The organism is Tomitella gaofuii (assembly GCF_014126825.1).
Lineage (GTDB): Bacteria > Actinomycetota > Actinomycetes > Mycobacteriales > Mycobacteriaceae > Tomitella > Tomitella gaofuii.
Map to the genome: position 1 here is coordinate 3,506,126 of NZ_CP059900.1, position 16,728 is coordinate 3,522,853.

The 16,728-nt window shown below is 71.4% G+C and carries 16 protein-coding genes; 5 read left to right on the top strand and 11 right to left on the bottom strand.

Annotation, left to right across the window (positions count from 1 at the left end; all coding sequences use genetic code 11):
* Positions 1-3 precede the first annotated feature (3 nt).
* Positions 4-1,119, bottom strand: coding sequence for a UDP-N-acetylmuramate dehydrogenase (locus H4F70_RS16310; protein ID WP_182357940.1), 1,116 nt, complete (start codon positions 1,117-1,119; stop codon positions 4-6).
* Between the two features lie 24 nt (positions 1,120-1,143).
* On the opposite strand from H4F70_RS16310, the gene H4F70_RS16315 reads away from it, so the two are divergent.
* Both H4F70_RS16315 and H4F70_RS16320 read left to right on the top strand, forming a co-directional pair.
* Positions 1,144-1,656, top strand: a complete 513-nt coding sequence (locus H4F70_RS16315) for a DUF2505 domain-containing protein (protein ID WP_182357941.1) — start codon at positions 1,144-1,146, stop codon at positions 1,654-1,656.
* 60 nt (positions 1,657-1,716) lie between these two features.
* The gene (locus tag H4F70_RS16320) at positions 1,717-2,508 is read left to right on the top strand and encodes an LmeA family phospholipid-binding protein (protein ID WP_182357942.1); all 792 of its coding nucleotides are present in this window, start codon (positions 1,717-1,719) and stop codon (positions 2,506-2,508) included.
* Between the two features lie 49 nt (positions 2,509-2,557).
* Here the strand turns inward: H4F70_RS16320 and deoC are convergent, their stop codons facing one another.
* The gene (gene deoC, locus H4F70_RS16325) at positions 2,558-3,235 is read right to left on the bottom strand and encodes a deoxyribose-phosphate aldolase (RefSeq protein WP_235681163.1); all 678 of its coding nucleotides are present in this window, start codon (positions 3,233-3,235) and stop codon (positions 2,558-2,560) included.
* A gap of 64 nt (positions 3,236-3,299) precedes the next feature.
* On the opposite strand from deoC, the gene purU reads away from it, so the two are divergent.
* The gene (gene purU / locus H4F70_RS16330) at positions 3,300-4,208 is read left to right on the top strand and encodes a formyltetrahydrofolate deformylase (RefSeq protein WP_182357944.1); all 909 of its coding nucleotides are present in this window, start codon (positions 3,300-3,302) and stop codon (positions 4,206-4,208) included.
* A gap of 48 nt (positions 4,209-4,256) precedes the next feature.
* Here purU and H4F70_RS16335 read toward each other — a convergent pair whose 3' ends face one another.
* The 7 genes from H4F70_RS16335 to H4F70_RS16365 form a co-directional block, all read right to left on the bottom strand.
* On the bottom strand, positions 4,257-5,291 hold the full coding sequence (locus tag H4F70_RS16335; protein ID WP_235681164.1) for an alpha/beta fold hydrolase: 1,035 nt from the start codon (positions 5,289-5,291) through the stop codon (positions 4,257-4,259).
* Positions 5,292-5,455: 164 nt separating this feature from the next.
* Positions 5,456-6,259 carry a MerR family transcriptional regulator gene (locus H4F70_RS16340; protein ID WP_182357945.1) on the bottom strand — a complete coding sequence of 268 codons (804 nt, stop codon included), beginning with the start codon at positions 6,257-6,259 and terminating at the stop codon, positions 5,456-5,458.
* A gap of 40 nt (positions 6,260-6,299) precedes the next feature.
* Positions 6,300-7,232, bottom strand: a complete 933-nt coding sequence (locus H4F70_RS16345; protein ID WP_182357946.1) for an AurF N-oxygenase family protein — start codon at positions 7,230-7,232, stop codon at positions 6,300-6,302.
* Between the two features lie 291 nt (positions 7,233-7,523).
* A complete protein-coding gene (locus tag H4F70_RS16350; protein ID WP_235681165.1) occupies positions 7,524-7,796 on the bottom strand; it encodes a DUF2516 family protein in 273 nt (90 codons plus the stop codon).
* Positions 7,797-7,963: 167 nt separating this feature from the next.
* Complete coding sequence (locus H4F70_RS16355; protein ID WP_182348017.1) at positions 7,964-8,698, bottom strand: heparin-binding hemagglutinin; 735 nt, start codon at positions 8,696-8,698, stop codon at positions 7,964-7,966.
* Positions 8,699-8,818: 120 nt separating this feature from the next.
* Positions 8,819-9,340 (bottom strand): helix-turn-helix domain-containing protein, encoded by a 522-nt coding sequence (locus H4F70_RS16360; RefSeq protein WP_182357947.1) that lies wholly within the window; start codon positions 9,338-9,340, stop codon positions 8,819-8,821.
* A gap of 155 nt (positions 9,341-9,495) precedes the next feature.
* Complete coding sequence (locus tag H4F70_RS16365; protein WP_182348019.1) at positions 9,496-10,749, bottom strand: DUF445 domain-containing protein; 1,254 nt, start codon at positions 10,747-10,749, stop codon at positions 9,496-9,498.
* A gap of 260 nt (positions 10,750-11,009) precedes the next feature.
* Here H4F70_RS16365 and H4F70_RS16370 point away from each other — a divergent pair, with 260 nt between their 5' ends.
* The gene (locus H4F70_RS16370; protein ID WP_182348020.1) at positions 11,010-11,705 is read left to right on the top strand and encodes a TetR/AcrR family transcriptional regulator; all 696 of its coding nucleotides are present in this window, start codon (positions 11,010-11,012) and stop codon (positions 11,703-11,705) included.
* Between the two features lie 280 nt (positions 11,706-11,985).
* Positions 11,986-12,906: a type IV toxin-antitoxin system AbiEi family antitoxin domain-containing protein gene (locus H4F70_RS16375; protein ID WP_182357948.1), complete on the top strand. Its 921-nt coding sequence runs from the start codon at positions 11,986-11,988 to the stop codon at positions 12,904-12,906.
* Between the two features lie 247 nt (positions 12,907-13,153).
* On the opposite strand, the gene metE is transcribed toward H4F70_RS16375, so the two are convergent.
* Both metE and H4F70_RS16385 read right to left on the bottom strand, forming a co-directional pair.
* Positions 13,154-15,472: a 5-methyltetrahydropteroyltriglutamate--homocysteine S-methyltransferase gene (metE, locus tag H4F70_RS16380; RefSeq protein ID WP_182357949.1), complete on the bottom strand. Its 2,319-nt coding sequence runs from the start codon at positions 15,470-15,472 to the stop codon at positions 13,154-13,156.
* A 355-nt stretch (positions 15,473-15,827) separates the two neighbouring features.
* Entirely contained in the window at positions 15,828-16,715 is an 888-nt protein-coding gene (locus H4F70_RS16385; protein WP_182357950.1) for a 3-hydroxybutyryl-CoA dehydrogenase, read from the bottom strand.
* Positions 16,716-16,728: the final 13 nt, after the last annotated feature.

A 16,728-nucleotide genomic window follows, 5' to 3' on the forward strand; every position in this document is an offset into this window, starting at 1 on the left:
AGTTCAGATCTCGCAGCCGACGAGCACCGGCTCCGGCACCAGCAGCACCCCGAAGGCTTCGTGCACGCCGTCGCGCACCTCGCGGGCCAGCGCCAGCAGCTCGCCGGTGCGCGCCGCCCCTCGGTTGGTGAGCGCCAGCGTGTGTTTGGTCGACAGCCGCGCCGGCGCGCCGGCGCCGGGGTATCCCTTGCCGAAGCCGGCGCGCTCGATGAGCCACCCGGCCGACAGCTTGGTGCGCCCCTCGCCCGCCGGGTACTGCGGCACCCGCGCGTCCGCACCGACGCGCGCCGCGACCGCCTCCAGCACTGCGGGCAGCCGCGCGTCGTCGACCACCGGGTTGGTGAAGAACGAGCCGGCGCTCCACGAGTCGTGGTCGGGTGTGCCGTCGTCGAGCCTCAGGTCCGCCACCATGCCCTTGCCGGCGCGCAGGCCCAGGACCGTGCGGCGGACCTCGTCGACGGGCAGCCTCGCCCCCGCCTCGGCGCCCAGCCGCGCCGCCAGTTCGCCGTAGCGCAGCGGCGCGCTGAGCCCGTCGCCGCGCAGGCGCATCTCCACGGTGAGCACCAGCGCGTCATCCCGGTGTTTGAGCACGGACGTCCGGTAGCCGAGCTCCAGCGCGTCCGGTGTCACCCAGTGCCGTTCACCGGTGCCGCGGTCGAGCAGCTCCACGCGTTCGAGGACGTCGGCGACCTCGGCCCCGTAGGCGCCCACGTTCTGCACGGGGGTGGCCCCCGCGGAGCCGGGGATCCCCGAGAGGCATTCGATGCCGCCGAGCCCCGCCGCCACGGTCCGCGCCACCACGTCGTCCCACAGCGCGCCCGCGTCGGCGCGCACGAGGGTCCCGTCGATGTCGATCCCCGCCGTCGCCACCCGCACGGCCGCGCCGTCGAAGCCTGCGTCGGCGATGACCAGGTTGGACCCGCCGCCGAGGATCAGGGTGCGCACCCCGGCCGCGTCGAGCGCACGCACCACGGCCACGAGGGCCCCGGTGTCGGCACAGGTCACCAGATGGGCGCAGGGGCCGCCGACGCGCAGCGTGGTCAGGCCCGCCAGTGCGGCGCCGGCGGCGTGCCCGGCGCCGGCGTCGGCCGCGAGCCCGGGGAGATCGAGAGTGTGCACAGCAGCCCACGGTAACCTGCCCCCATGCCACGACGCATCGAGTACTCGGCCCGCTTGTCCGGGAACGCAGCACGCACCTACGCAGCGCTGGCCGACAAGGCGTATTGGGACGGTCTTATGGACCGCCTCCGCGAGTTCACGCCCGTGTCGGTGGTCGAGTCGTTCGAGTCCGGCGACGACGGCATCCGGGTGGAGATGACGCAGGTGATCGCACGCGAGATGATGCCCGCCGTGGCACAAACGGTGCTGCAGACCGACCTCGTCATCACCCGCCGTGCGGCGTTCGGGCCGTTCGCTCCGGGCGGCGTCACCACGGGCAGCTTCTCCGCGACGATCCCCACCGCGCCGGGCAGCCTGGGCGGCGACGTCACCCTCACCGACGACGACGCCGGATCGGTGCTGCACTACACCCCCGAGGCCAAGGTGAACATCCCGTTCGTCGGAGGCAAGCTCGAGGACGTGATCTTAGAGAATCTGGAGAACCTGTTCGGCATCGAGGAGGGCTTCACCAATCACTGGCTGCGTTCGCACAGCTGAGACACGGCGCCGACAAGATTCTCATCATTCTTTCAGGTTGATCGTGGACAATCTGTCCCGATGACTAATCGAGCGCCTTCACGCACCCCGCGCCGTCGCCGGCACACCGCCCTCTTCGTCACGATCGGTTTGGTCGTCGCGTTGGTGGCGGTCGTCGTGGGAGGCGAGTTCTACGCCCGTGACCGCGTCGGGAACTGCGTTGCGACCGCGCTGGAACAACAGGTCGACGGCGACGTCGACGTGAGCCTGGGCGCCACCCCGCTGCTGCTGACGGCCATCACCGGCACGGTGTCGTCGATCAGCATCAACAGCGACGGCATCAACCTCGCCGGCCCCGGCGAGGCCGCCATGCGCGGGCTGCAGCTGCGCTCGACCATCCACGACATTCGCCTGCCGGAGGGCGACGGCACCGGCTCGGTCGGCTCGTCGGAAGCCACGGTGACCTGGGGCAACGACGACATGCTCGCCAGCCTGCAGACGCTCCCATTCGGCATGCTCATCACCGGGGTCACCAGCGATCCCGCCGCGGGGACCATCGACGTGGCCGTGGCCGGCGGGCTGGGCCGGATATCGCTGACCCCGCGGATCAGCGGCAACGTGGTGACCATGGAGGCCTCCGACATCACCGCCTTCGGCATCGGCCTGCCCACGGGCGGGGCCCAGCAGATCATCGACCTGCTCACCCGCAACCTGGCCGACTATCCGCTGGAGATGGCGCCGCAGTCGGTGGATGTCACCGGCAAGGGGTTGCAGGTGCGACTCACCGGCGGCCAGGCGCCGCTGACCACGACCGGCGGCCAGGCGCCGCTGAACACGACCGACGGGCCGCAGATCGACTGCAGCATCTTCTGACCGGACGGGAACGCCCGACGGGGCGGGCCGGGCCTGAACGGGCCGGCCGTCAGCCCTCGGGCAGCCCGTCGAGCACGGCGCGCGTGCCGGAGAGCCCCAGCCGGGTGGCGCCCGCGTCGATCATCGCCATCGCCGCCTCGGCCGTGCGGATCCCGCCGCTGGCCTTCACGCCGAGCCTGTCGCCCACCGTCTCGGCCATGAGGCGGACGGCGTGCGTGCTCGCGCCGCCGGCCGGGTGAAATCCGGTGGAGGTCTTGACGTAGTCGGCCCCCGCGCGCTCGGCCGAGCGGCAGCACTCGACGATGGCCTCGTCGCCGAGCACCGCGGTCTCCAGGATCACCTTGAGCACGATGTCCGGGCCGATGGCCTCGCGCACGGCCAGCACATCCGCCAGGACGGCGCCGTAGTCCCCGGCCACGGCGGCGCCCACGTCGATGACCATGTCGATCTCCTGGGCGCCGGCCTGCACCGCGAACGCCGACTCCGCAGACTTGACCAGCGAATGGTGCTTGCCCGACGGGAAGCCCGCCACCGCGGCGACGACGAGCCCGCCGGCGTGCACCGGCAGCATGCTCGGCGACACGCACACCGCGCCGACGCCCAGTGCACGCCCCTCGGCGATCAAGGCCCGCACGTCGGCCGCCGTGGCCTCCGGTTTGAGCAGCGTGTGGTCGACGATCGACGCGACGGTGCTGCGAAATGATCCGGTGCCGGCCTGTGCGTTCATGCCTGCGAGCCTGGCACACCGCCCGCCGCACCCCTGCCGGACCCCCTGGGCCAAAATGGGACGCATGATCCCCGCTGGAAACACCTCCTCCGCGGCCGACGACCGCCGCTACGTCCTCAGCCTCGGCTGCCCCGACCGCACGGGCATCGTGGCGCGGATCTCGGAGTTCCTCTCCGACCTGGGCGGCTGGATCGTCGAGGCCGCCTACCACGCGGACCCCAACTCGGGCTGGTTCTTCACCCGCCAGGCCATCCGCGCGTCGTCGGTGGAGCTCAGCGCGTACGAGCTGCGCGAGCGGTTCGCCGCGGTGGCCGCCGAGCTGGGGCCGGAGACGGAGTGGTCGCTGCACGACTCGGGCACCCCCAAGCGCGTGGTGCTGGTGGTGAGCAAGGACGGCCACTGCCTGCACGACCTGCTGGGACGCGCCGCCCAGGGCGAGCTTCCCGGGCAGATCACCGCGGTAATCGGCAACCACCGCGACCTCGAACCGGTGGTGCGCGCGCACGGCATCGCCTTCCACCACGTGCCGTTCCCCAAGGCCGGCGCCGACCCCGAGGCGCGTGCGGCCGCCTTCGCCGAGCTCCGCGACCTGGTCGACGCCCACGACCCGCACGCGGTGGTGCTGGCCCGGTTCATGCAGGTGCTGCCGGCCGAGCTGTGCGAGCACTGGGCGGGCCGCGCCCTCAACATCCACCACAGCTTCCTGCCGTCGTTCGCGGGCGCGCGGCCCTACCACCAGGCGTTCGACCGCGGTGTCAAGCTGATCGGCGCCACGTGCCACTATGTGACCGCCGAGCTGGATGCCGGGCCCATCATCGAGCAGGACGTCACCCGCATCGACCACACCTACACCACACGCGACATGGTGCGTCAGGGCCGGGACATCGAGAAACTCGTGCTGGCCCGCGGGCTGCGCTGGCACCTCGAGGACCGGGTGCTCGTGCATGACCACAAGACGGTGGTGTTCAGCTGACCGGCGAGCGTGCCGGTCGATGACCCCTGCCGCTGGCCCGAGAACGGGTCAGAGCGCGGCGAGCCGTCGGATCTCCGCGTCGACCTCGAACGGCGCCTCCACCGGCACCATGTGCCCCACGCCCGCCAGCTCGACGAGCCGTTCCAGCCGGCCGGACTCGCGCAGCACCTCGGCCATGCGCCGCGTGTGGACCGGCGGCGTCAGGCGGTCGTCGGTGCCTACGATCACCGTCGTGGGCACCGTAAGCGACTCCAGCCCGGCACGCACGTCCAGATCGCTCATCGCGGTTCCCCACCGGCCCCGGTTGCGTGCCGGACAGGCGTTGACGATCTCGCGGCAGAACGCCACCTGTGCGGCGGTGGCGTAGCCGCCCATCGTGACGTAGTGGAACCCCCACTCCGGCAACAGGGCGGCCGAGAACGGCGCGCCCATCGCGGCGCGGCCCAGCGCGAAGGCCCCGGGCAGGCGTTCGGGGAACGGCAGTACGCCGAAATCGTGGAGGATCCTGTCGGCGGCGGTGCTGATGAGCATCGCCGCGCGGCCGTGGGCGGAGACCTGCTCCGGGTGCCGCGACGCCCAGGCGTTGACCGTCATCCCGCCCATGCTGTGCCCGACGATCACGGCCGGCGCGTCCGGCGACACCGTCGCCCGCAGTACGGCGGCAAGGTCGTCGGCCAGCGTGTCCATCGACGCCGGGGCCGCCCCGCTGGGGGTGCGGCCGTGCCCGCGCTGGTCGTAGCAGACCACGCGGTGCTCCCTGGACAGCTCGTTGACCTGGGCGTTCCACATGCGGTTGTTGCACGCCCACCCGTGGATGAACACGATGGGGACGCCGTCGGCCGGGCCGCGCTCCACCACGTGCACGGGGTTGCCGTCGTCCGCGGTGACCGCCAGCACGCGCGGATCCTCGGCCGGGTCCGCCAGCAACGCGTCCATGGCCGCGCGGCGGGCGGCGAGCCGCGCCGCGTCGGTGCGCGAGGTGCCGCCCGGCAACAACCGCGCCGAAGCGAGCCGCGCGGACGCATCGACAAGCGAGCGCACGGCGGAGCGCCGCCCTTCCGCCCCCGTGATCCGCAGCGCCATCGCCTCGTCCTCTCGCTCACGCGCGGAGTGCCACGACCGTGCCGGCCCGCCCCTTCCGGGGGGCGCCGCACGCAAGGCCGGGATATCCCGCACCGCTTGTAACGGCTACATACATTACAACGCAGTCACGCGCGCGGCAGTCCCGAACTGTGAAGGTTCGGAGGTCACACTTGTGCATCATCCGCCACAGGGGCCGCACCGCCGTCCTCCTCGGGGCCGGCGCCCAATTGGTCCGCGGCGCGCTGCAGGGCTTTGCCGATCTCCACGTCCATGCTCTGCGCCAACAGCACCTGCAGCACCTGATTGGCGCGCGGGCGCAGCCTGTTGATGAGGTCGGCCACCTCGGCCACCTCGGCCGCGTCCAGGTCCACGCGCCGTTCGAGGCCGGGCGCGCCCAGGTAGTGGTCGGCGACGATCCCGACGAACCGCTGGGCGACGCGGTCCGTGTCCGCTTTCACCTGCTCCGCCAGGGTCAGCAGGGCGTCGAGCGGGATGCCCGCCTCGATGAGCTCGGCCGCCGCCTGCAGCAGCTGCGGGTGCGAGATGACGTAGCCGTCCTCGCCCGCGACGCCATCGGCGAGCGCGCCGAGCCGGGCCGACCTGCGGATGCGCTCCGGCGTGGGATCCTCGCCGAAGAGGCGCCGCAGCTCCGCGAGCGGCAACCGAGCGGCCGAGCGCAGCTTTCGCCACGGCCCCGCGGGCGTGGGCGGCGGCGCGGAACCCAGCAGGTCGGTGACCCGCAGCCCCTCCTGCGCGGCGGTGAGCAGCTCCCCGATGGTGGCGAAGGTGTAGCCGCGCTCGAGCATCCGCGCGATCAGCCTCAACCGGGCCAGATGGCCGTCGCTGTACCAGGCGGCACGGCCCTCGCGCCGCGGCGCCGGCAGCAGCCCGCGCTCCTGGTACACCCGCACGTTGCGGACGCTGACGCCGGCGGCCTGGGCGAGCTCGTCGATCCGGTACTCGTTCATCGCCGCCGATCCTATCGCCACCCGGCGGCCCACCCGCAGGTCAGAGGATGTGCGCCCGGCGCAGCAGCACCGTCGACGGCCCGCCGATGAGGCCCACCGAGTCCAGGAACTCCACCGTCTTGGCGCAGCCCTCGTGCACCATCGCCGCGTAGTGCGGGTTGGCCGCGGCCGCCCTGCGCGCTTCCTTGGGGTCGAGCCCCACCGCGCGGTACGCCTCGGGGCTCACGAGGTTGGTGATGATCTGGTACGCGGTGAGCCCCATGAGCAACTGGGCGTACCAACGCTGCACCCGGCCCAGCGTCGCCGCCTTGCGGATGGTCTCCTCGCGGGCGAAGCGGATGTGCCGCGACTCCTCCGTCACGTGGATCTCGCTGACCCGGCGGGTGAGCGGCTGCACGCGCGGGTCGCGGCGGAAGTCGCGCTGCATCATGTCGAGGATCTCCTCGGCGAACAGCGTGCCGCCGTAGGCCAGCGAGCCGGTGGACGTGGACTTGAAGAACGATCCCAGCCACATGACCACGCGGCTCGGCGTGTAACTGGGGATGCCCATGCGCTGCGCGGCGCGGGCGAACATGGTCGAGTGCCGGCACTCGTCGCCGATCTCGGTGAGCCCGAACCGCACGTGCTCGGAGGCGTAGTCCTGCCAGTACACGTCGCGCAGGATCATCTGCATGAGGATCATCTCGAACCAGATGCCCGTCGAGCTGATCGACGCCGCCTCGTGGTTCGTCAGTGCGATACGCCGACGCTCCGACATCGACTCCCACAGCTCCGTGCCGTAGAGGCTGCACCATTCCGGGGTCATCCCGTAGGCGTCCGGGTCCAGTGGCGCGTCCCAGTCGATGTCCACGGTGGGGTCGTACGACTTGCGCTCCGCCGACCGGAGCAGCCTGGCCGCCGTCTGCTCGCGGGTGCCGTGCTTGGACGGACGCAGCCCCGCGGGCACATGGGTGCGTTCGGTGGTGATCGCCATGATCCACCCCGCAATCTCTGCGTAGCGGCAGGCCGCCTGGTGCTCGGGTACCACCCGTGGCCGGGCCTCGCCCGCCGCCCCGGAACTTCCGGTTACACATACCATTGTGCTCGTCGCCGACGGGCCCCGGCAAGGTCTGGACGGGTGGCGCGGGTGCGGGGCCGGCGTCGGCGCCGCGCGCACATCGCCGTGACGCGCGCGCACTGCCCCGGCGCGCGCATGCCGCCCCGGAGTGTCGTCGCAATCGGCGCGCGGCGCGGCATCAGGCGCGCGCCGAAGGATCGCCCCCGATCAGCGCCCCTGGATCTCGTCCACCTTGGGCCGCACGTCCGCCATGTAGATGCCCACGGCGACGACGCCGATGATGCCCAGGAAGCTCAGTGCGCCCATGATGAAGAACAGCACGAGCGCGACGGCGATGATGCCGATCCACACCGGCTTGGTGAGGCGCCCGACTGCGGGGAACGCGTCCGAACGCTGGCGGATCGCATGGATCAACGCCACGGCGCCGAAAATGATGGCGGCCCACCGCGTGACCATGAAGATCAGATCGATTACTCCCACGGTGTCGATTGTACGGATACGCTGCGCCTCCCCCGCCCCGGCGGCCCGGCCCGGCCGCGCAACGCACGCCGCCCCGGGCACCGATTCCGGTGCCCGGGGCGGGGGTGACGCGCTCAGCGCCGATCTCTCAGCGCCGATCTGTCCGCGCAGTGTCGGTCAGCGCTGTGTCACTTGCTCTGCGTGTTCTTGGCCGGCGCCTTCTTGGCGGGGGCCTTCTTCGCCGCGGCAGGCTTGGCAGGCTCGGCCTTCTTGGCGGGCTCTGCCTTCTTGGCGGCCGACTCGGTCTTCTTGGCGGCGCTCGTGGCCTTACTCGCCGCCGCGCCGCCGGCCGACTCGACCTTCTCCGCGGCCGCGGTGGCGGCCTTCTCGGTGGTGGCGGCGGCCTCGGCGCCGGCCTCGGCGGTGCCGCTCGACGCGCGGCCCGTCAGCTTGGCGGCGCGCTCGCCGACCTCGCGGGTGCGGGCGGCGACGGTGCCGAGCGCCTCCTCGGTGAGCCCGCGCGCGTCGTTGACGGCGGCCTCGGCACGATCGAGGTTCTCGCCCACCAGCGGCTGCTTGCGCAGGCGGTCCACGGCGCCCTCGCCGCGCTCGGCCAGCGAGTTGTAGAGGTCGGTCGCGACCTGGATGTAGGCCTCGGCCACCTTGCGCAGCTCCTCCGAGGTGAACTTCTCACGCAGGTCGTCGATCTGCGCCGGAAGCTCGTCGGGGAGGTGCTGGATGCGCTCGCGGGTCTCGTCGGCGCGCGCCTGCCACTCGTCGGACTTGGTGCGCCACTCGCTCTGGCGCTCCTCGGCGCGCTCGCGCAGCTTGCCGGCCACGTCGGCCACGGCCTGCAGCGCGTAGTCGCCGGCGCCGACGGCGGCGTACAGCGGGGTCTTCACGTTCTCGATGGGGTTCGACATGTGGTGCTCCTTATGGTGTGACGACGTGGCGCCGTCATTTCGGTCGGTGTCGGCGGATTCCGCACGGACCGTGCGTGCGACACACCCCTCGTTGCGTCGCACCGGCCCTGCGCGGGGCGCCTATTGTGCGGAGTCCGCCACGTGCGCGGCAGCCCCGACGTTCTCGCGACAGAAGGAGTCGTAGATCTCGAGGATCACTTGCCTCTGCCGTTCGCTCAGTGCGGGATCGGACAGCACGGCGTCGCGCACCGGACTGGGGTCGCGCTGCTCGAGGATCCCGGCGCGGATGTAGAGCGCTTCCGCGGAGACCCTGAGCCCCTTGGCGATCTGCCCCAGAACCTCGGCCGACGGCCGGCGCAGGCCGCGCTCGATCTGGCTGAGGTACGGGTTGGACACGCCCGCCCGCTCGGCCAGTTGCCGCAGCGAAACCTGCGCGGATTCGCGCTGCGACCGGATGAATCCCCCGATGTCCTGGGCCGTGTTGACCACCTTCTCGGCGATCTCTCCGGCCCCGTCGCCGAGCTGATCGGCGAACGGTGCAGCAGATCCGGACGCGCCCTGGGTAGGCCGGTCCTGGCTTTCCGGCGCCCCGGAGCCACCCTCGCTCCGCTCCCCGTCGGCGGGATCATGGCTGCCTACCATGTGGCACCTCCTTACGCTGCACCACCCACGCTAACAGACGTGCTAACAATTGCAAGCGCTGTGTTTGCGCAGATGAGAACCAAGGAGCATGACATTCGTCACACGCGGCCACCCACCGTGGCCTGCATCATAGCCCGATGCCTTCGCGTCGGCGGTCACCCCGTGATCAGTTGCGACGCCGCGTGGATCACCAGGCCCGCGACCGCGCCCACCACCGTGCCGTTGATGCGGATGAACTGGAGGTCGCGCCCGGCGGCCAGCTCGATCTTGCGGCTCGCCACGTCGCCGTCCCAGCGCGCGACGGTGTCGGTGATCACGCCGGTGAGCTCGCCCGCATAGTTGTCGACCACGAAGGCGACGCCGCCGGCCAACCAGCGGTCGAGCGTCGCCCGCGCGTCGGCATCGTCACGCAGCCGGATCCCGATGTCGCGGAAGTACTCGACCAGCTTGCGCCGCAGCGCACTGCCCGGGTCCGCCACGGCCTCCTCGATGAGCCTCTTGGCGATCCGCCAGGCCGCCTCCGCCGCCGAGGTGATCTCCTCGCGGTCCATCAGCTCCGTCTTGACGCGCTCGGCCTTGGCCATCGTCTCGGGGTCCGTCTGCAGGTCGCGGGCGAACTCGACGAGGAACCGGTTGACCGCCTGGCGCACCTCGTGCTGCGGATCCGCGCGCACCTTCCGGGCGAACTCCACGAGCTCGCTGTGGATCTTCTCGCCCACCAGCAGGTCGACGAATCGCGGCGACCACGTCGGCGAGTCCTTGAGCACGATCCTGTCGATGGTCTGCTGCGAGTTCACCGCCCACTGGTACGCCCGCTCGCACAGCAGCTCGATCACCGGCAGGTGCCGCTCCTCCTCCAGCAGCTGCTCGAGGACCCGCCCTATCGGCGGGCCCCACTTGGGCTCGGCGAGCCTGCGCACGATCGTCGCGTCGATGATCTGCTGCACGTCCTCGTCCCGCAGCACGGTGAGGACGCCACCGGCCAGCGTCGCCGCCTCCGCCGCCGCGCGCTCGGCGTTGCGCGGCTGCGCCAGCCACTCACCCAGGCGCGTCGGCACCTGCGCCGAGTCCAGCTTGCCCAGCACCACGTCGCGCGCCAGGAAGTTCTCGCCGACGAACTCGCCGAGCCCCTCGCCCAGCTGGTCCTTCTTGCGCCGGATGATCGCGGTGTGCGGAATGGGGATGCCCAGCGGATGCCGGAACAGGGCCGTCACCGCGAACCAGTCGGCCAGGCCGCCGACCATCCCCGCCTCCGAGGCCGTCTGCACGTAGCCGACCCAGGTGGGCGCATCGTCGCCGCCCAGCACCAGGCAGAGCACGTAGACGACGACGGCCGCGAGCAGGAACCCCGTGGCGACGAGCTTCATCCGCCGCAGTTCACGCACCTTGGCCGGGTCGTCGGTAGTCATCAGCACACCGCCATTGTTCACGCTCGGCGCCCGCCCGGCGCGCCCGACGCGGCGCACCGGGCCGCCGCCGGTGAGGCCGCGGTGCGCATTCCCGCCCACGGCGGCCGGGAGTCCCGTCCTCCGATACCGGCGGACGCTTTAGAGTGGGGTGCACGCGGAACGGGCGGCGACACTCCGTTCGGCGGACCGCATACGCGAACGACACACGACGCGCCCGATCCCTCGAACGGGGTGATCGGGCGCAGCACCGAGGGACGCACGTGGCAAAGCGCAAGGACAACTCCGAGATCGACGGCCGCAAGCTGCGCTGGCAGGAGCACAAGCTCGCGCGGCGCGCCGAGCTGTCCGACGGCGCCCTCGCCGCCATCCGGGCCCGCGGCAGCAACACCGGCATGGACGAGATCGCCGCGGAGATCGGCGTGTCCAAGACGGTGCTCTACCGCTACTTCGACGACAAGGCCGACCTGACCAGCGCCGCGACGATGCGGTTCATGGAGACGCGCCTGGCCCCCGCGCTCGCCGCCGCGCTGGGTCAAGAGGACCTCGACGAGTTCGGCCTGGCCGAGGCCGCCATCTCGGTGTACGTGCGCACGGTGGCCGACGAGCCGGAGATCTACCCGTTCATCATGGGCATGACCTCCGGCGGCGCGGGCGTGCGTGCGGCGTTGGAGAACAGCGAGCGGATCGTCGCGGAACTCCTCGCGGGCGTCCTCAGCGACCGGCTCCAGCGGCTGGGCTTCATCACCGACGGTTCGCTGACGTGGTCGTACGGGGTGGTCGGCGCCGTCCAGCTGGCCACGCACCGTTGGATGATGGACCGCTCCACTCCCGTCGAGGAGCTGATCGAGCACCTGCTCATGCTGGCCTGGGGCGGGATCACCGCCATCGCCCACGCCCAGGGCGACCGCCGGGTGTTCATGTCCGAGCGGCACGAACTGCCCGTGCCCAAGGCCTGAGGCGCGCCACCCGCCTGTTTCCCGCGGCGCGCGCCGATTGCCGCGACACCCCGGGACGACACGCGCGCGTAAGGATGATCGGCGCGCGGCGCGGGGGCAACGGCTCTTCGCACCGCCGCGGAAGTTATCCACAGGCACCGTCCCGCTCCTGGGGTTTTACGGTCGGCCATGGAATCCGCTGTCGCCCGGTACGGCCATGATGGGGTGCATGGGGAGGAAAAGGCTTCTGTTCAGGGCCAACGCCGTCGGCAATGGAATCGACGATCACGCACTCCAGCGAATGTGCAATCAGGGGGATCTCGCGCGGGTGCGGCCGGGTGTCTACGCGACGCCCGGTGACGCGGCCACCGATATCACCACGCGCCACGTCATCGCCGTGCACGCAGCAATGGCCAAACAGCGGACGAACGCCGTGGTCAGCCACGTGTCCGCGGCCGCGATCCACGGGTTGCCGCTGTGGGACTTGAGTCTCGCCCAAGTCCACCTGACGCAGCCTGGCACCGCAGGCGGACACACGACCCGGCGCCGGCACCAGCACATGGCCCACCTGTCGCCTGCTCAGGTGACCGAGGTCGGCGGGCTCCCGGTGAGCACCGTCGCTCGCACCATCGTCGACTTGGCCCGGACGGTGCAGTTCGATCGTGCGGTGGCGGTGGGCGACGCAGCGCTGAACAACGCGATGACCACTGTCGACGAGCTGTTGACGGAGATCGAAAGGCTGCCCGGCAGATCCGGAGCCAAACGCGCGCGAGCCGCTGTCCTGGCCATGGATCCGCGCAGTGAGAGCATCGGCGAAAGCTGGAGCCGCATCGTAATGGACCGCGCGGGACTTCCGCCCCGCGATCTGCAACGGGTCATCCGGGTGAACGGCGATCTGCTGGGCCGGGCGGACTACTTCTTCGATGAGCACGGCATCGTGGGCGAGTTCGACGGCCGCGTCAAGTACTCGCGTCAGATCGACGATCCCCGTGATCCGGGTGAGATCGCCTGGGATGAGAAGAAGCGCGAGGACCGTCTGCGCGACGCCGGGCTCGAAGTGATGCGCTGGACCTGGGCCGACCTGGCCGCCCCGCACCGCCTGCTGAGCCTTTTCGACAGCGCCCGCAGGCGCGCCGAGGCGAGTCCGGCCCCGATCATCGACGCCGTCGACCCGCGTGACGCCTACGTTCCCCGGCGGCGGGTTCGTCCCAGGACCTTGTGACAGAGTGCCGCCCCCCGGCCGGGCCGGCTCCACCTCGCCGCGCGCGCCCTGCCGCCACGCGCGGCCCTTGCCGCGACACGCCGGGATGATGCGCGCGCGCCGTGACTATCGGCGCGCGCAGTGGGAGGGGACGCTGGCGGGGCCGCAGGCGCGCAGCGTGAGGGAGGCCGGCACGGCGAGGCCCTGACGGCCGGCCGGGCGGTGGGCGCCGCGCGCCCACCGCCCGGCACTCACCGCCGCTGCCGGTTCACGCCAACCCGGTGCCCAGCGCCGACTCGGCCTCGAGCCGGTCGGCGCGCCGCCGCAGCCTCCGCGCCGCCGCCACCAGGTTGCGCAGCGACGGTTCGAGCTGCGAAAAGTGCCGCGTCTTGAGGCCGCCGTCGGGGTTGGCCCACAGCCGGTCGACGTCGATGGCTTCGGCGGCCCGGGTGAGGCGGTCGTCGAGCTCGTCGATGTCGGGCACCACGGCCGAGCGCGTCTCGTACACGCCGGGCCCCACCCCGCGGGTGAAGCCGGCGCCGCCGAGGGCGTCGAGGACCCAGTCGACGGTGCGCGTCTGGATCAGGTAGGTGACGTCGCAGTCGAGGTTCTCGATGGCCTCCACCACCGACCGCACCCGGGAGAGCCCGATGTGCGTGTGGATCTGCGTCTCCGCGGCGGCGCCGGCCGTGGCCAGCCGGAACGCGCCCACCGCCCATTCGAGGTACTCCTCGCGGCCCACGTCCTGCCGGGGCAACAGGGTGCGGATGGCCGGTTCGTCGACCTGGATGATCCGGATGCCCGCGGCCTCCAGGTCGGCCACCTCGTCGCGCACCGCCAGCGCCAGCTGTTCGGCGGTCTCGGCCATGGGCTGGTCGTCGCGCACGTACGACAACGCGAGCAGCGTGACCGGCCCGGTGAGGACCGCCTTGACCGGCTTGTCGGTCAGCGACTGCGCGTACTCGGTCCAGCGCACCGACATGGGGCCGGGCCGGGACACGTCGCCGTAGAGCACGGGCGGGCGCACCGTCCGCGAGCCGTACACCTGGATCCAGCCGCTGCGGGTGATGGCGTAGCCGTCGAGTTGTTCGGCGAAGAACTGCACCATGTCGTTGCGCTCGACCTCGCCGTTGACGAGCACGTCCAGGCCGATGTCCTCCTGCAGCCGGATGACGAGTTCGATCTCCGCGTGCACCTCGGCCACGTACTCGTCCCACGTGAGCCGCCCCTGGCCCAGGTCGTAGCGGGCCTTGCGGATGTGCTCGGTCTGCGGGAACGAGCCCAGCGTGGTGGCGGGCACGTCGGGCAGCGGCATGGCTTCGCGCTGGACGGCCCGACGCTCGGCGAACGGCATGCGCGCGCGGTCGGCGTCGGTGACGGCGGCGACCCGCTTGCGCACGGCGTCGTTGGTGACGGCGGCCGGGCGTTCGGCCTCGTCGGCCCACTTGGCGGGCGGGCCCTTGCGCAGCGCGCGGGCCAGCGCCACCGACTCGCCCACCTTCTGCTTGGCGAAGGCCAGGTGGTCGGCGACGTTCTCGTCCAGGTCGTACTCCATGAGCACGTCGTAGGGAACGTGCATGAGCGAGCACGAGGTGGACACGACGATGTCGGGGATCGCCGCGTACAGCTCCTTGAGGTAGTCGAGCGTCTGCAGCTTGTGCACCCGCCACACGTTGCGGCCGTCGATGACGCCGGCGTAGAGGCGCTTGCGCTTCATGCCCGGGATGGCGGCGAGCTCGTCGGCTGTCTTGGGTGCGTCGACGAGGTCCAGGCCGATGGCCTCGACCTTGGTGGACGCCAGCAGCGGCAGCGCCGGGCCGAAATCCCCGTAGGGCCCGGTGACGAGCAGGCGGGGGCGCAGCGGGGCCTCGGACAGTTCGCGGTAGGCGTGGCCGAACGCCTCCAGCTCGCGTTCGGAGCGTTCCAGGGTGAACCACGGCTCGTCCAGCTGCACGCAGGTGATCCCCGCGCGGGCGAGCTGCTCGAACAGCTGCTCGTAGGCGGCCAGCAGAGGCTCCAGCAGGTCCAGCTGGTGGAAGCCCTCGGTGGCGTCGGCGCTCACCCGGCTCAGCAGCAGAAGCGACAGCGGCCCCAGCACCACCGGGCGCAGTTCGACATCGTGCTGCTTGGCCCGGTGCACCTCGTCGAGCAGCGATTCGGAGTGCAGCGCGAAGACGGTGTTCTGGTCCAGCTCGGGGGCACGGTAGTAGTAGTTGCTGCTGATGAACTTGGCCAGCTCCAGCGGCGGGTGCCCGGGCACGCCGCGCGCCATCGCGAAGTAGAAGTCCAGCGGGTGCATCGACTCCTGCAGGTCGCGGAAGCGGGCCGGCACCGCGCCGAACAGCAGCGCGTTGTCGAGCACATGGTCGTAGAAGGAGAAGGTGTTGCCGGGTACCTGGCTGAGCCCCGTCGCGGCGAGCTCGAGCCACGTGGACTCCTGGAGCTCGCGGCCCACGGCCAGCAGCTCGTCGCGGCTGGAGTGGCGGTGCCAATACGACTCCAGGGCACGCTTGAGCTCTCGACGCGGCCCGATCCTCGGGTAGCCGAGGACGCTGGAACCGATTCCTGCCGGAACTGCGGTACTCATTGCGATGTCGACCTTTCCTGTCTGCTCGCACAGTCGCTGCACTGATGCAGGCGGGCCGGGACGGCGTGCGCCCCGCACTGCGCGGTGGGTCCACCCCGGCGGCCTCGCCGGCACTTCTCATCGTGCCGAATGTACCGACCAGCCGCACCGGGTACCCGCTGTTTACGGTCTCGAAGATTCCCGTCCGGCCGCGTGGCGGACGGGATGCGCCGAGGGGCGCGACCGTGCTCGGTCACGCCCCTCGACGACGGCTCTCACACTGCGTCCCGCGCCCGACGGCGGCCCGGCGCCCGCCCGAAGTGGTGTTCTTCGGCGGCTCCGCGCACCCGTCCGGCGGCCGGGCGGACGCCCGCTGTTACTGGGCGGACGCCCCGTTCTCGGCGTACTGGTAGAAGCCGTGGCCGGACTTCTTGCCCAGCCGGCCGGCCTCGACCATGCGCAGCAGCAGCGGCGGCGCCGAGTACAGCGGCTCCTTGAACTCCTCGTACATCGAGTCGGCGATCGCCTTGACCGTGTCCAGCCCGATGAGGTCGCTCAGCTTGAGCGGGCCCATCGGGTGGGCGAGGCCCAGCGAGATCGTCTTGTCGACGTCCTCGACGGTGGCGAAGCCGGACTCGACCATGCGGATCGCCGACAGCAGGTACGGCACCAGCAGCGCGTTGGCGATGAAGCCGGAACGGTCCGCCGAGCGCACCACCTCCTTGCCCAGCACCTCGTGGGCGAAGTGCTCGGCACGCTTGCCCACCTCCGCGCTCGTGGTCAGCGTGGTCACGAGCTCGACCAGCGGCAGCACGGGCACGGGGTTGAAGAAGTGCATCCCGACGACGCGGGAGGCGTTCTCCGTGGCCATCGCGAGCTTCATGATCGGGATGGACGAGGTGTTGGACGCGAGGACCGCGTGCGGGTCGGTGACCACCGAGTCGAGTTCGGCGAAGACCGCGGTCTTGACCTTCTCGTCCTCGGTGACCGCCTCGACCACCAACTGGCGGTCCGCGAAGTCGCCCAGGTCCGAGGTGAATCGGAGCCGCCAGGCGGCCTGCTCACGCTCGCGGTCGGTGATCTTGCCGCTGCTGACACCGCGGTCGAGCGACCGCAGGATCCGTGCGCGGCCGGCCGCCGCCAGCTCGCGGGAAGGCTCGCATACGAGGACGTCAACATGTGCACGTGCGCACACCTCGGCGATGCCCGCACCCATCTGTCCGGCGCCGATGACGCCGACCCTCTGGATCTTCTCGCTTGTCACGTCAGCTCCTCAA